Origin of the sequence: Pseudoalteromonas sp. M8 (assembly GCF_018141365.1) — a bacterium.
GTDB lineage: Bacteria > Pseudomonadota > Gammaproteobacteria > Enterobacterales > Alteromonadaceae > Pseudoalteromonas.
This window is the reverse complement of sequence record NZ_CP047240.1, coordinates 3,335,113-3,348,865: the sequence shown is the minus strand read 5'-3', so window position 1 is coordinate 3,348,865 and position 13,753 is coordinate 3,335,113. Positions and strand designations below refer to the sequence as shown.

The window sequence follows — 13,753 nt, the reverse complement described above, 5'->3', positions numbered from 1 at the left end:
AGGCTAGAGTAAACTGTTTCTGGTGGTGAGTATGTGACGAATTTGGTCCCATCGCAATAATCCAAGTATTTGTTTATCATCCTTTTGATTGTATATATACACCGCGCCTGAACGTTTATCTTTTAGCACATCAAAAGCATCTGCTAAGGTCGCTTGTGTGCTTAATCCTTGCAGCTCGATATAAGAGACCGATACGCTGCCCTCGGAGATTAAGTTCAAATCGTATTCGGCTAAGCGGTAGCCGCTTTGTTCGTCATAAACAATAAGCGGTGTTTGGCTATCAACCGCGGATAGGGTTTCTTTTATTTGCTCTTTGTCGTCGGAATAGAGCAGTTTAAAATTCTCATCCATCTCAGCCACTATCCCCACTTTCTGCAATGCCTCTTTTGCGGGCGATACTTGGTAAGGTAGTCCTTGAAAGTCCAGTTGTTGAATAAAAATGGAGCGATTGCCAAACGCCTGTAAAGCCGTAACGTAAGCGGTGGTGATCACCAGCATAGCTGGAACGATTATTTTTGGGTTTGAAGTCAGCTCCATCACCGCAGTAAGCGCAGCAAGCGGGGCGTGCAAAGTCGCAGCAAGTAAGCCTGCCATACCGAGTACACCATAAGTTCCTGCAACATCAACGCTTGGTTCTATAAACTGGGCAAAGAAAGACATTAAGGTGCCCATGATAACTCCAAGCCCAATCACTGGACCAATAATACCACCGGGAATACCAAGTCCAATCGCAAATAAAGTTGCCATCAGCTTGGCAATCAAAATTGTGGTAAGTAGTTGTAAATTATGCGGAGATTCAACTGCTTGGGTGATAGCGCTCATACCTGAGCCCATGGCCCCTGGTACGGCATAGCCAATTAATCCCGCAATTAAACCCGCTAATAGAAGACGAGGAAACATACTGATGGGCTTAAAAGTTTTGATGATCAGCATTAGATTTTGATTAAAGGCAAAAGCAACCGCCCCTAATGCTGCACCACAAATAATTAAATAAGGGTAATGCCAAAAACTCAACGGGGTGATATGAATGAGTGCCAGCTCGGAACTGTTACCAAACACATATTGCGTGCTCATCGCACCGATCACTGAAGCCAACATCACGGGAACGAAAATGTGGATTTTATACTCCCGGAGCACGACTTCCATGACGAATATCACTGCCGCGAGTGGGGTATTAAATGAGGCGGCAATACCTGCAGCTACACCGCATCCGGCCAAAGTTCGCGCAGCATTGAGTGGTAGATGTAAACGCTCTGATAGAACGCTTGCAGCTGTAGCCCCCATGTGTACAGATGGTCCTTCTCGACCAACAGAGAAACCACTGATCAAAGCAACAGCACCACCAAAAAACTGGTTGGCAGAATTCCAAATTGGCATATGACCGTAGTGGTGTTTGATCCGATTGATCACATATGGAATGCCCAAACGGTAGTGCTTAAACCCTGTCAAAGCAGCAAAGACAGCGATGAGTAGCGCGGCAAGGACAGGCAAAAATAGTCGATGTAGCTCAGAAAGCTCAGTAAAGTCATCTGGTTTATCGAGAAATGTGCCTTGGATTAATTCAATAGTAAGACGAAAAGCAATGATAAGTATCGCTGCAAGCAGGCCTGCACCGGCACCAAGTAGGCACAGTTGCGCTGAAGTTTTAGGTTTTGCAAGGCTTCGTCTTAATGTATCCAACGACATGAACGTCATTCCACAATAGTAAACCGTTTAAGAATATCAAATTTTTTATACTAAGTCCTTGTGCCAACGCAACTTAACTAAGGCAATAGTCATATTTTCCTTGGTTAAACGTGCTGTTACCAATTTATATCAATATGGGCGCATAAGTTTGCAGCACATAGAGTTAAAAGTTTCTCGATGGGAAAAAGTAGAAAAATTTTGCGGTGTAATCAATGGGGCTCTCTTTTTCTTTAAAAAAGAGGTAGCTTAACAAATGTGACTGGTACAAACGCTATACTTGATTAAAATACTCAGGTATTAGATAATTTGCAGATTACAGGATTAGGGGTCTAAATCTATGTCTGAACAATTACCAATTCAGTTTTCTGACGCTGCTGCAAGCCGTGTAAAGGAACTTATTGAAGAAGAAGAGAATGCCAATCTTAAGCTACGCGTGTATGTAACGGGTGGCGGTTGCTCAGGCTTTCAATATGGTTTCACTTTCGATGAAAAAGTAAATCCAGGTGATTTGGAAATCGTAAAAAACGGTGTCACTATGGTTGTCGATCCAATGAGTATTCAGTATCTAATTGACGGTATCGTAGATTATACCGAAGGGCTTGAGGGCGCACGTTTCTTTGTGAATAATCCCAATGCAACAACCACTTGTGGCTGTGGTGCAAGTTTCAGCGTCTAGACATTATTCGCACTACGTTCTGCTAAGCTAAAGAGTCATGCTTTTGTCATGGCTCTTTTTGTTTCTGCCCATCAAAACTCAATTTGCTTTATTTGTCACAAACTACCTGTTAGATACATCATTAAGACAAAAAAACCTAAAACAAAAGATGAAAATACTAAGATGTAGATAAAGCCTTTTTTCCCTTGCTTGAGCGGCACGCCGTTTGAACGAAGGAAGTAAACCCAGCCTAAGCACAATAGAATTGGCAGTAAAAACAGTAATCGAATCATCTAGTAATAGCCTCTTTTTTAACCACTTGGTAAATGTTAGCTGTAAGTTTTTATTTTTTAAAGAAAAATAATTTATTTCAAATACTGGTACATTTTTTAAAAAATTTGTTAAAGTGTTACTGGATATTACAACCCTTAATGAATTAATAAAAAGTAAAAATTAATTAGGTGTTACGCGTGTTTTAGTCTATACCTAATTGGGTACATAGGGACAAGTTAACATTTTGTCTACGTGTCACTGGTTTGGCACAATTTATCGCAGCTAGCTGGTAAGTTGTACCGCATTCGGGGTAAACTGTAGGCTTGATCGAGTTCTAAAGACAAAATGCTGAGTTCATACAGGCTTAACATTTTGCATTGTAGAGTTCTTCGATAAGCTACAACTGTAATATTTAGATAATAGCTAAATGAGACGGGCATATTTCATTTAGATAATTTAGTCTTTCATCTAGTAGGAGATGTTTAATTATGATGGGTAAAACGGTTTCTTCTGAAGAAAACGGCAAACTAACGAAGTGGCTAAAATCGAAACGCCACGAGAAAGGTCACACAATGCGTAGTCTTGCGCAGGTGTTGGGTACGCCTCATTCATTCATCGGTAAAATTGAAAACCAAGAGCGTCGATTGGATGTCATTGAGTTTTTACGTTACTGCGAAGCGTTAGAAGTTGATCCTTATGAGGGCTTACAGCTAATCAAAGAAGATCAATAAGCGTTTAGTTAGCAATAACGTAAAAGGTGCAAGGACCTGCACCTCTAGTCTTTGTTAGCATGATACGCCTTTTCAATAGCATAAAGCTTGTGCCGAATTAAATATAAAAACAATAACGACGGAAGCACCATAAGCGCAGTTAGCGCGAAGAAGAGTGCCCAATTACCTCCAAGCAAATCATCTATCACAAAACCACTATAGCCTGACAGCACAGTACGGCCTAAACTGCCAAGTGATGCAAGTAAGGCATAGTGGGTTGCGCTAAACGCTCTATCACAGAGCATAGAAATAAATGCTACCATCGCTACTAGTGACCAAGCTTGGGTAAAGCCATCCACTACAATTGCCAGTGCGTAAAGGTGTTCTTTAGGTCCTGCAATTGCAATCCAAGAGAACATTAAATTTGATGCGGCCATAGCAACGCCGCTAATAAATAAGCCCTTTACGATACCGTATTTATGGTTAAAGATACTGCCAAGAAAAGCAAATACGATAGTGATCACACCGGTACCAAGCTTAGAATATTGCCCAATTTGGGTGTTTGAAAACCCCACTTCTTTATAAAATACGATGGACATACGGGCTAAGAAAGCTTCTCCTATCTTAAATAGGAAAATAAAGGCGAGTAGTGCACATGCAGTTTTAACCCCATTCTTTTCAAAAAATCGCTTAAAGGGTTCAACCAGAGTCACAGCAAGCCAGGCATAGATCTTTTTAGAAGCATTTGATGATGCGCTGTGGTTAAGTTTATGCTCGTAACTCTTCTGTAGCTGTGCTTGTACTTGCTCCCGATGAGATTTTGGTTCTTTTGCCAACAAAGTGACAACTAATAAACACACTACGATGACGCTTAGCATCTGATAGATAATGGGCCAACTAAAGCCAGGTAAATCAGCCATAAAGAATGGAATTGCACCAAGTAAGGCATAGCCAGACCACCAACCTGAAGTCGCCATCGCTGCCGCTGCCGTTGCCTTTTCACTTTCGTCTTCTGGTAAAATGTCGATGCGATAAGCATCTATTGCAATATCTTGGGTAGCTGAAAATAACGCAATAATAAAGCACAATAATGCGGCATGTGAAAGATGGTCTTTAATTGAAATAGTGGCTAATGCAAAGGTGGCAATAATAATAATAAACTGACAACCTGCTATCCAACTTCGTCGTTGCCCTAAGCGATTGTACAGCAGGGGGATTTTTATTCGGTCAACGAGTGGGGACCACAAAAAGTTGATTGTATAGGCACCATATACTAGGCCAAATAGGCCAATGGTGCTACGGCTTAACCCTTCATCTTTAAGCCAAGCTGACATCACAGAGCCAATCAATACCCAAGGAAAACCGCTACTTATTCCAAAAGCAAAGACAGTTAATAGACGTTTGTCTTTGTAATAACCGAGATATTGCGAAAAGCTAGATGATATCAACATAAAAGGTAATTACTCTGGCTGCTTTAATACTTCAACTGAAAGAATAATGACGGGCTCTTTAGGTATAAAGGTATAGCCAAGTTTTTCATTGTAGCCGGTTTCCACCTTCATAATTGCGTCCAGTGTTTCATAACCTTCAGAGACGTTCCCGAATACGGCAAAACCCCAGCCTCTACCCGGGTTCAAGTGATCGTTGTCATCCATATTAAAGAAAAACTGCCTAGTACCTGAGTGTGGTTTGTTGTCTTGGTAGGCCATGGCAATAGTATACATATCATTTTTCAAGCCGTTACCGCTTTCATTGAAGATAGCTTCGCGCTCAAACATACCATCGTACTCTTTGTCGTAACCTCCACCTTGGATAACAAAGTCTTTTTCGTTGGCTTCATCACGCTCAACTCGATGAAAGACAGAGCCGTTATAATCTTTGTTAATAACGTAAGTTAAAAAGTTATTTACTGTTATAGGCGCTCTCGATCTGTCTAGTTCGACAATAATAGGCCCTTTACTAGTATTGATTTGAACTCGAGGGAATAGGTTATTCTTTTGTACAAATTTACCGTTCATTTCGGCAAATACATTCATACTTAATAATAGGATGGTTAAGCTTAGAATTATTTTTTTCATTAACTTCCTCTCACAAATTGAATAAATTCAGGATCTTGAATGATTCGAGTAACAACCTGTTGAGCTAGATTGTTGAGCTGTTCTTCGATTTTAGCTTGGTCGTGTTTTAGTGGACCATTTAAATTAGCGCTACCTTTATATTGCTTTTTGAAACTGCGAGTGCCTTGCTTTATCAGTACGGTGACGTCAGCTTCAGCATCACTTTGGTGAGTCGAGAAAGACTCCTCAATAATGGCTTTAAAGCGATTGATATCCACAGTGACTTGCGTTGCTGCAACCGGTGTTATTTGCGCGCCATGTGCAGTGAGTGCTTGCGTTAATACCTGATTGAAGTTAACCGGTAAATTAGCATCAGGTACGTAAAGTGCGGGTTCTTGGTTCTTCACGCGAATGGTGTATTTTGTAGTCCGTAGGTCGTTTACTTGTACCGCCACGTTGGCGGCAAGCGCGTTTGACGAAGGACCTTGATATTCCGGATGAAGAATGACACTGCGTGGTGAGCTTTCACAGCCCACGAGTATCAAGGTTAGCAGAATAATCAGCAATGAAAAACGCATGAAGTTAGCTCCTTTTTATTGCACTTAAAACAGTGAATTTTTTGTTGTTGCCTAGTGTCTTGCTGTTACCGAATAAGCGCTTGAGTTTGTCGTCATATTCCAAGTGGCGGTTACCGATAATTCTTAACTCTCCCCCATGGCGAAGCGCTGCCTTAGCTTGTAAAAACATCTGCCAAGCGATGTGATCGGTGATTGCATTGGCCTGATGGAATGGCGGGTTACACAGTATCAGATCCGCACCGTAATTTTCAAAACCCGTAAGGCAGTCGTTTTGTACGAACTGACAATCAGCAACACGCTCGGGTAGGTTATTGACGATATTTTGCTCCGCGCTATGCACTGCCATCGCGGACTCGTCGATAAAGGTGACGGTGGCATTTGGCATTTTTGCGAGCGTCATCAATCCAATAACACCGTTACCACAGCCGAGATCAATGACCTTCAATGGTTTTTTCCCCATAGGAAGGTAATTGATAAAAAAACGTGCGCCAATATCAAGAGAATCTCGTGAGAAGACATTTGCTTCATTCGACAAGGCAAAATCGGTTTTTTCCAGCGGCCAAGACACAGGGAATTTACTATCAATGGCTTTGGCTGACGTCTTGCTGAACACTAAACGCGATTTTTTTACCGCTAAGCTAGTCGTTGGCTCCGTCAAAAAGTGGCTAAAGCTTTTTAATGTTGAGGTGTGAATTTCTTTTGCTTTGCCAGCCGCAATTACGGGAATGTCTGTAGTCAGTTTACTTAATTGTGCAAGTTGCGATTGCAATAGCCCTGAATTTTTGGGAATTTTTATTAATATCAGATCGATATCTTTTGGCAGCTCATCCATGCTAGTGAGTACATCAACCTTAGCGTCCGCAAGTTCGTTGGCCTCTAAATTATACTCATAGGCGAGGGTACTTACATAAGAGTCGGTCACTACCGTACAGTGCTTGTCAGCAAGTGCACAGCATAATGCGCCAAAACTATCGTTGAGAATGAGAATACGATTTGCATCGCGGTGATGTTCAAAGACATAATCTAACAGGTATTCGTCGGCTGAATCCCAAGCTTGTAAGCTACGATTTTTTTGATCGAGTGGAAACCTATGTAGCGTAAAAGGGTTTCCGGCTAGAATTGCATCAGTCGTCATGTGAATGTTCTATAAATAAAAGCAGCGGGTAGTTTAACATGAGAGCAGTAGACAAAGCACGGAACTTGCCGTGCGGTTTTAGCTATCAAGCACAGGCTATTAGCTTCGATAAAAGTCTAGCGCTATATAATGTACTACTGAATAGCCTTGCGTGGCAGCAAAATACCATCACCTTATTTGGTAAGACCCATCAAACGCCTCGACTTGAACGATTTATTGCCGACCCTGACGTGCATTACAGTTATTCTGGAAAGCGACTTGAAAATGCTCCTTGGCCTTCGGTATTGCTTGGGATGAGACAAACGCTAGAACGCAGATTTAATATTCCTTTTAATGCGGTATTGGCTAATTTTTATCGTGATGGTCAAGACAGTATGGGCTGGCACAGTGATGATGAACCCGAACTTGGTTTGACGCCCACAATCGCTTCACTGTCGCTTGGCGCGACCCGCAAATTTAAAATACGCCACAAAGTAAGCCACTCTGTAACCGACATTTTATTGGAAACTGGCAGCCTATTGGTAATGCAAGGTGATAGTCAGCGCGACTATCAACATGCTTTGCCAAAGCAGGCCAAGGTGACTCAGGGGCGTATTAATCTTACTTTTCGAAGTGTTGGAAATACGCGCTGAACGGCGTATAGTAGCGTCACGAATTGCTCAAGGAGACAAAGTATAATGTCAATGCAATCACAGATTTATGACAAAATAGCTGAAGCCGTTGCGTGCAAGCATCTGAACGTTATCAATGAAAGCCATATGCACAGCCGTGGCGAAGAGTCTCATTTTAAAGTCATTGTTGTAAGCGAACAATTTATCGGCCAGAGGTTGCTGCAACGTCACCGAAAGATCAATGAAGTGCTAAAAGATGAATTACAAAACCATATTCACGCTTTGGCCATTCATGCCTATACACCAGAAGAGTTTTCGGACAAAGAAGGTCAGACGCCAGAGTCACCAAAATGCTTGGGTGGCTCTAAGTTCGATAGCTGATCAGATGTGTGTTTTACATATCTGCCAGTACACTACGCAGTAATTTTAATAAAGTGAGACCAATCTCACTTTTATTTTGTATCAAATCAATGGATAGGATCTCTTATGGTCATCAAACCAAAAATTCGTGGATTTATTTGTACTAATGCGCATCCAGTAGGCTGTGCTGCACACGTTCAAGAACAGATTGAATACGTAAAACAACAAGGCCAAATCGAAAATGGTCCTAAGAATGTATTAGTAATTGGTGCATCGACAGGCTATGGCTTGGCGTCGCGTATCACCGCTGCATTTGGTGCCGGTGCGAAAACGCTAGGTATCTTCTTTGAAAAAGAAGGCTCAGAGAAGAAAACCGCGTCAGCGGGTTGGTATAATACGGCTGCATTCCAGCAAGCTGCAGAAGAAGCGGGTTTATGGTCTAAAAATATCAATGGTGATGCGTTTTCTGATGAGTTGAAGCAAAAAACTATCGACATAATCAAAGCTGAATTGGGTAAAGTAGATTTAGTGGTATATAGCCTTGCGTCTCCTCGTCGTAAAGACCCTAAATCTGATGAAGTTTACTCTTCAACACTTAAGCCAATTGGCTCAGCTATCACAACTAAAAACCTAAATACTTCAAAGCGCGTCATTGATGAAATGACAGTTGAAGCTGCTAACGAAGACGAAATTGCTAATACGGTTAAAGTGATGGGTGGTGAAGACTGGGAACTTTGGATTGATGCGCTTAAGCAAGCTGATGTACTGGCTGATGGTTTCAAGACAACGGCATATACTTATATTGGTAAAGAGCTGACTTGGCCGATATACGGTCACGCGACTATTGGTAAAGCAAAAGAAGACTTGGACCGTGCGACGCAGGCAATTCGTGAAACCACAGCGGATATTAAAGGCGAAGCGTATGTGTCTTCACTGAATGCAGTAGTGACGCAGGCAAGCTCTGCTATTCCAATTATGCCTCTTTATATCTCTGCGCTATTCAAAGTGATGAAAGGTGATGGAACTTATGAGGGCACAATTGAGCAAATCCATGGGTTGTTTACTGAAAATCTATATAGTCAATCACCACGCTTTGATGATGGCGGTCACTTGTTCCAAAACTATAAAGAACTAGAAGACGGCGTTCAAGCTCGTGTGCAAACTATTTGGGATACTGTTGACACAGATACAATTGATGAATTGACGGATTATGTTGGTTATCACAACGAATTCTTGAAGCTATTCGGCTTCGGGGTTGATGGCGTAGATTACGAAGCTGATGTGGATGCAACGGTAGAAATTAATCACCTCGTTTAATTTCACGGTTTTTGATCTCACTGTTTTTGATTTTGCGGGCAAAGTGCTAATTGGTACTTTGCCCGTTTTTGTTTGACCGTGAATTTTTACTTATTTTGCAGATTAGGGTAAGAAAAATTTTATCTATGCAACTTTGGTCTATACTCCTTCCAGTGATGGATTTTTCAACTAATCTAAATCCACGTTAAAGTCGTATTAATTTCATAATTCCACTCGCATACTCAGTACGATTAATGTTAAAATCAGAGAAATATGTGAGGACTTTTATCACGACGCTGCTTTTTTGTGCGCGTTGAGAGGTATTTTAAAGGGGCTTGTTTGGGAACCCTATCCGGACTCATAACTTTCTGCTCTTTATACCTAATACTTAGTACAAACGAGGTGGCGCTGTGGTGACTAAAGATATTTTCAGTTTCTTTCCGTTAATGTAATGCAAGTGCGTATGATCAACATAAAAAAAGGTCTGGACTTACCAATAGAGGGCGCACCTCAGCAAGTTATTCATGATGGTTCTGCTGTCAAACGAGTAGCTGTGCTAGGTGAAGAATTCATCGGTATGCGTCCTACCATGCATATTCGTGTGGATGACCAAGTCAAAAAAGGCCAAGTTCTTTTTGAAGATAAAAAGAACCCAGGCGTCAAGTTTACTGCGCCAGCTTCTGGTGTAGTTAAAGAAATTAACCGTGGTGCTAAGCGTGTACTTCAATCCGTTGTGATCGAAGTTCAAGGCGACGAGCAAATCACTTTCGAGAAGTTTTCAGCTGCTGATTTAAGCAACTTAGACTCTGAAAAAGTGAAGGAAGTGCTAATCGAGTCTGGTCAATGGCCAGCGCTTCGTGCACGTCCATTCAGCCGTGTCGCTGTGCCGAGTGCAACACCTAGCTCAATCTTTGTGACAGCAACAGATACTAATCCGTTAGCAGCAGATCCTGCTGTTATCATCGCAGAAAACGTGGAAGCGTTTGAAGCGGGTCTAGCGGTTGTATCTCGTTTGACTGAAGGCAAAGTATTTGTGTGTAAGAAAGCGGGTGCTAACGTACCTAGTTCTTCTATCTCACAAGTAGAAGTTCATGAGTTTGCAGGTGTGCATCCAGCAGGTAACGTGGGTACTCACATTCACTTCCTAGATTCTGTAGGTACAAACAAGCAAGTTTGGCACATTGGTTACCAAGATGTCATCGCGTTTGGTAAGTTGTTCCTGACAGGTGAAATCTACTCAGACAGAGTTATTGCTCTAGCAGGTCCTCGAGTTAAGAACCCTCGCTTAGTAAAAACTCATGTCGGTGCGTCGCTAACAGATTTAGTTGCAGGCGAGCTTGAAGACGGTGATAACCGAGTCATTTCTGGCTCTGTGTTAGCTGGTAAAACAGCAACTGGCCCTCACGCTTACCTTGGTCGTTACCATACTCAAGTATCAGTTTTACTTGAAGGTCGCGAGAAAGAGCTATTTGGCTGGATCGCTCCGGGTAGTGACAAATTCTCAGTAACACGTACATTCATTTCACACTTAACACCTAGCCGTTTGTTCAAGATGACAACGTCTACTGGTGGTTCTAAGCGTGCGATGGTACCAATCGGTAACTATGAGCGTGTTATGCCACTCGATATTTTGCCAACGCTATTATTACGTGATCTTATTTCACGTGATCTAGATTCTGCGATTTCGTTGGGTGCACTAGAGCTAGATGAAGAAGATTTAGCACTATGTACTTACGTATGTCCGGGCAAATATGAGTACGGTTCAATCCTGCGCGATTGCCTGACTACTATCGAGAAGGAAGGTTAAAAATGGCCTTAAAGAAATTTTTAGAAGACATTGAACCTCACTTTGAACCTGGTGGTAAACACGAGAAGTGGTACGCGCTTTACGAAGCCGTAGCAACTATCTTCTATACTCCTGGTTATGTAAACAAAGGTGCAACGCACGTTCGTGATAACATCGACCTAAAACGTATTATGATTTTAGTGTGGATGGCGACGTTCCCTGCAATGTTCTTTGGTATGTTCAACATCGGTCACCAAGCTGCACTTGCACTAGGTAACGGTTTTGAGCTTGCTAATACTTGGCAGGTAGCTATTTTCCAAGCGCTTGGTGGTGAATTAACTGCTGATGCAGGTTGGGGCGCCAAGATGTTCTATGGTGCGTGTTTCTTCTTGCCTATTTACGCAACCGTGTTTGCGGTTGGTGGCTTCTGGGAAGTGTTATTCGCGTCAGTTCGCAAGCACGAAGTAAACGAAGGCTTCTTCGTAACCTCAGTGTTATTCGCGCTTATCCTGCCTGCAACAATTCCGCTATGGCAAGCTGCTTTAGGTATTACGTTCGGTGTTGTAATCGCGAAGGAAATCTTCGGTGGTACAGGTCGTAACTTCCTAAACCCAGCACTTGCAGGCCGTGCGTTCTTATTCTTCGCATACCCTGCTGACATTTCTGGTGACACAGTGTGGACAGCTGTTGATTCGTTCTCTGGTGCAACTTACTTAGGTCAAGCGACTGCAGGTTCACTAGACTACAGCAATATGGACCTTTGGTTTAACGCGTTTTACGGCTTTATCCAAGGCTCTGTAGGTGAAACATCAACACTGGCAATCTTACTTGGTGGTTTGTTCCTAGTTTATGTTCGTATCGCTTCATGGCGCATCGTGCTAGGTACATTCATTGGTATGGTTGTAATGTCATTCGTTCTAAATGCAATTGGCTCTGAAACAAATGCTGCGTTTGCTATGCCTTGGCACTGGCACTTAGTACTTGGTGGTTTTGCATTTGGTATGTTCTTTATGGCAACAGACCCAGTATCTGCGTCTTTCACAGACAAAGGTAAGTGGTTATACGGTGCGCTAATCGGTGTAATGGTTGTGCTTATCCGTGTTGTTAACCCGGCATACCCAGAGGGCATGATGTTAGCAATCTTATTCGCTAACCTTTTTGCTCCACTATTCGACCACTTCGTAGTGCAGTCAAATGTGAAGAGGAGATTGGCACGTGTCAACTAATAATGAATCAATGGGCAAAACGCTCGGCGTAGTTGTTGGCTTATGTTTAGTGTGTGCAATCGTAGTATCTTTTGCTTCGGTTCAGCTTCGTCCTATGCAGCAAGCAAACAAAAACGAAGATATTCAACGTAACATTTTAGCCGTTGCTGGCTACGATAAAGTTAAAAACGTATCTGAAGTTTTTAACCAAAATATCGAATCACGTGTTGTTAGTCTTAAAACGGGTGAGTTTGTTGAAGACGTTAAAGCGGAAACTTTTGATTTTGAAGCGACTAAGTTTGATGCCAAACGTAGTTACAAGCTTTCAAAAGAAGAAGACAAAGCGGGTATTCAACGTATCACAAATAACTCTCCAGTTTATTTTGCAAAAGATGACCAAGGTAAAGTGTCTACTATCATTCTACCAATCCAAGGTTATGGCCTTTGGGGTGTGATGTATGGCTTCCTTGCGCTAGAAGCTGATGGTGAGACGATTAAGTCAATCAACTTTTATAAGCACAGTGAAACTCCTGGTCTTGGTGGCGAAATCCAAAACCCTAAGTGGACTGCACTTTGGGAAGGTAAAGAGCTTCCTATCGACGTTGTTAAAGGTAGTGCTGGCGGTAACGAACACAAGGTAGATGGTCTATCTGGTGCGACACTTACTTCTAATGGTGTTGATCATACAGTAGATTTCTGGACAAGCGACAAAGCGTTTGGTCCATTCCTTGCGAAAGTACGTAAAGGAGCATTGAACTAATGGCTAATGCAAAAGAAATGAAGGAAGTCTTGTTTGGTCCTGTTTTTGCGAACAACCCGATTGCACTGCAAGTGTTGGGTATCTGTTCTGCACTAGCGGTAACTTCAAGCCTTAAAAATGCACTTATCATGTCAATTGCGTTGACATTGGTTACGGCGTTTTCAAGTTTATTTATCTCAATGATCCGTAATCACATTCCTTCAAGTGTGCGTATCATTGTCCAAATGACGATTATTGCATCTTTAGTAATCGTTGTAGACCAAGTGCTTCAAGCCGTTGTTTATTCAACAGCAAAAGAACTATCAACGTTCATCGGCCTTATCATTACTAACTGTATCGTAATGGGCCGTGCAGAAGCATACGCAATGAAGTCACCACCAACAATGTCGTTCCTTGACGGTATTGGTAACGGTTTAGGCTATTCTGTTGTGCTTTTAACAGTTGGCTTTATTCGTGAGCTATTCGGTGCGGGAACATTGTTTGGCGTTGAAATCTTACCACTTATCTCTGAAGGTGGTTGGTATCAGCCTATGGGTCTACTAGTTATGCCATTCAGTTCGTTCTTCATCGTAGGTGCATTTATTTGGGCACTACGTACTTGGAAGAAAGAGCAAGTAGAAGCGAAGGCATAAGGGGAGAGA

At 42.2% G+C, this 13,753-nt stretch carries 14 protein-coding genes; 9 read left to right on the top strand and 5 right to left on the bottom strand.

The window, feature by feature from the left end; translation table 11 throughout:
* Positions 1-3: 3 nt before the first annotated feature.
* Complete coding sequence (locus GSF13_RS19940; RefSeq protein ID WP_010606088.1) at positions 4-1,686, bottom strand: chloride channel protein; 1,683 nt, start codon at positions 1,684-1,686, stop codon at positions 4-6.
* A gap of 337 nt (positions 1,687-2,023) precedes the next feature.
* Here GSF13_RS19940 and erpA point away from each other — a divergent pair, with 337 nt between their 5' ends.
* Both erpA and GSF13_RS19930 read left to right on the top strand, forming a co-directional pair.
* Positions 2,024-2,362 carry an iron-sulfur cluster insertion protein ErpA gene (erpA, locus tag GSF13_RS19935; protein ID WP_010372235.1) on the top strand — a complete coding sequence of 113 codons (339 nt, stop codon included), beginning with the start codon at positions 2,024-2,026 and terminating at the stop codon, positions 2,360-2,362.
* Between the two features lie 740 nt (positions 2,363-3,102).
* A complete protein-coding gene (locus GSF13_RS19930; protein ID WP_017216404.1) occupies positions 3,103-3,345 on the top strand; it encodes a helix-turn-helix transcriptional regulator in 243 nt (80 codons plus the stop codon).
* A gap of 44 nt (positions 3,346-3,389) precedes the next feature.
* On the opposite strand, the gene GSF13_RS19925 is transcribed toward GSF13_RS19930, so the two are convergent.
* From GSF13_RS19925 to GSF13_RS19910, 4 genes are read right to left on the bottom strand one after another with little or no spacing between them, the layout of a single operon-like run.
* Positions 3,390-4,775: an MFS transporter gene (locus tag GSF13_RS19925; protein WP_010606091.1), complete on the bottom strand. Its 1,386-nt coding sequence runs from the start codon at positions 4,773-4,775 to the stop codon at positions 3,390-3,392.
* Positions 4,776-4,784: 9 nt separating this feature from the next.
* Positions 4,785-5,402 (bottom strand): peptidylprolyl isomerase, encoded by a 618-nt coding sequence (locus GSF13_RS19920; protein ID WP_010606092.1) that lies wholly within the window; start codon positions 5,400-5,402, stop codon positions 4,785-4,787.
* Positions 5,402-5,959: a YajG family lipoprotein gene (locus GSF13_RS19915; RefSeq protein ID WP_010606093.1), complete on the bottom strand. Its 558-nt coding sequence runs from the start codon at positions 5,957-5,959 to the stop codon at positions 5,402-5,404. Before GSF13_RS19915 ends, GSF13_RS19920 begins: the two co-directional genes overlap by 1 nt.
* Positions 5,960-5,963: 4 nt before the next feature.
* On the bottom strand, positions 5,964-7,094 hold the full coding sequence (locus GSF13_RS19910) for a methyltransferase (protein ID WP_010606094.1): 1,131 nt from the start codon (positions 7,092-7,094) through the stop codon (positions 5,964-5,966).
* 38 nt (positions 7,095-7,132) lie between these two features.
* Between GSF13_RS19910 and GSF13_RS19905 the strand changes: the two genes are divergently transcribed.
* From GSF13_RS19905 to GSF13_RS19875, 7 genes are all read left to right on the top strand, one after another.
* Entirely contained in the window at positions 7,133-7,726 is a 594-nt protein-coding gene (locus tag GSF13_RS19905) for an alpha-ketoglutarate-dependent dioxygenase AlkB (protein ID WP_010606095.1), read from the top strand.
* Positions 7,727-7,771: 45 nt separating this feature from the next.
* Complete coding sequence (locus tag GSF13_RS19900; protein ID WP_010372214.1) at positions 7,772-8,086, top strand: BolA family protein; 315 nt, start codon at positions 7,772-7,774, stop codon at positions 8,084-8,086.
* Positions 8,087-8,191: 105 nt separating this feature from the next.
* Positions 8,192-9,382: an enoyl-ACP reductase FabV gene (gene fabV / locus GSF13_RS19895; RefSeq protein ID WP_211866815.1), complete on the top strand. Its 1,191-nt coding sequence runs from the start codon at positions 8,192-8,194 to the stop codon at positions 9,380-9,382.
* A 442-nt stretch (positions 9,383-9,824) separates the two neighbouring features.
* Positions 9,825-11,168, top strand: coding sequence for a Na(+)-translocating NADH-quinone reductase subunit A (locus GSF13_RS19890; RefSeq protein WP_010372207.1), 1,344 nt, complete (start codon positions 9,825-9,827; stop codon positions 11,166-11,168).
* A gap of 2 nt (positions 11,169-11,170) precedes the next feature.
* Positions 11,171-12,373, top strand: a complete 1,203-nt coding sequence (locus GSF13_RS19885) for an NADH:ubiquinone reductase (Na(+)-transporting) subunit B (protein WP_017216396.1) — start codon at positions 11,171-11,173, stop codon at positions 12,371-12,373.
* Positions 12,363-13,112 carry a Na(+)-translocating NADH-quinone reductase subunit C gene (locus GSF13_RS19880; RefSeq protein WP_095729564.1) on the top strand — a complete coding sequence of 250 codons (750 nt, stop codon included), beginning with the start codon at positions 12,363-12,365 and terminating at the stop codon, positions 13,110-13,112. Before GSF13_RS19885 ends, GSF13_RS19880 begins: the two co-directional genes overlap by 11 nt.
* Entirely contained in the window at positions 13,112-13,744 is a 633-nt protein-coding gene (locus GSF13_RS19875) for an NADH:ubiquinone reductase (Na(+)-transporting) subunit D (protein ID WP_010372200.1), read from the top strand. The genes GSF13_RS19880 and GSF13_RS19875 overlap by 1 nt, the downstream gene beginning before the upstream one ends.
* Positions 13,745-13,753: the final 9 nt, after the last annotated feature.

Excerpts from the sequence above, each read along its gene's own strand:
- GSF13_RS19940 (WP_010606088.1), bottom strand. The coding sequence starts at position 1,686 with ATGTCGTTGGATACATTAAGACGAAGCCTTGCAAAACCTAAAACTTCA.
- erpA (WP_010372235.1), top strand. The coding sequence starts at position 2,024 with ATGTCTGAACAATTACCAATTCAGTTTTCTGACGCTGCTGCAAGCCGT.
- GSF13_RS19930 (WP_017216404.1), top strand. The coding sequence starts at position 3,103 with ATGATGGGTAAAACGGTTTCTTCTGAAGAAAACGGCAAACTAACGAAG.
- GSF13_RS19925 (WP_010606091.1), bottom strand. The coding sequence starts at position 4,775 with ATGTTGATATCATCTAGCTTTTCGCAATATCTCGGTTATTACAAAGAC.
- GSF13_RS19920 (WP_010606092.1), bottom strand. The coding sequence starts at position 5,402 with ATGAAAAAAATAATTCTAAGCTTAACCATCCTATTATTAAGTATGAAT.
- GSF13_RS19915 (WP_010606093.1), bottom strand. The coding sequence starts at position 5,959 with ATGCGTTTTTCATTGCTGATTATTCTGCTAACCTTGATACTCGTGGGC.
- GSF13_RS19910 (WP_010606094.1), bottom strand. The coding sequence starts at position 7,094 with ATGACGACTGATGCAATTCTAGCCGGAAACCCTTTTACGCTACATAGG.
- GSF13_RS19905 (WP_010606095.1), top strand. The coding sequence starts at position 7,133 with ATGAGAGCAGTAGACAAAGCACGGAACTTGCCGTGCGGTTTTAGCTAT.
- GSF13_RS19900 (WP_010372214.1), top strand. The coding sequence starts at position 7,772 with ATGTCAATGCAATCACAGATTTATGACAAAATAGCTGAAGCCGTTGCG.
- fabV (WP_211866815.1), top strand. The coding sequence starts at position 8,192 with ATGGTCATCAAACCAAAAATTCGTGGATTTATTTGTACTAATGCGCAT.
- GSF13_RS19890 (WP_010372207.1), top strand. The coding sequence starts at position 9,825 with ATGATCAACATAAAAAAAGGTCTGGACTTACCAATAGAGGGCGCACCT.
- GSF13_RS19885 (WP_017216396.1), top strand. The coding sequence starts at position 11,171 with ATGGCCTTAAAGAAATTTTTAGAAGACATTGAACCTCACTTTGAACCT.
- GSF13_RS19875 (WP_010372200.1), top strand. The coding sequence starts at position 13,112 with ATGGCTAATGCAAAAGAAATGAAGGAAGTCTTGTTTGGTCCTGTTTTT.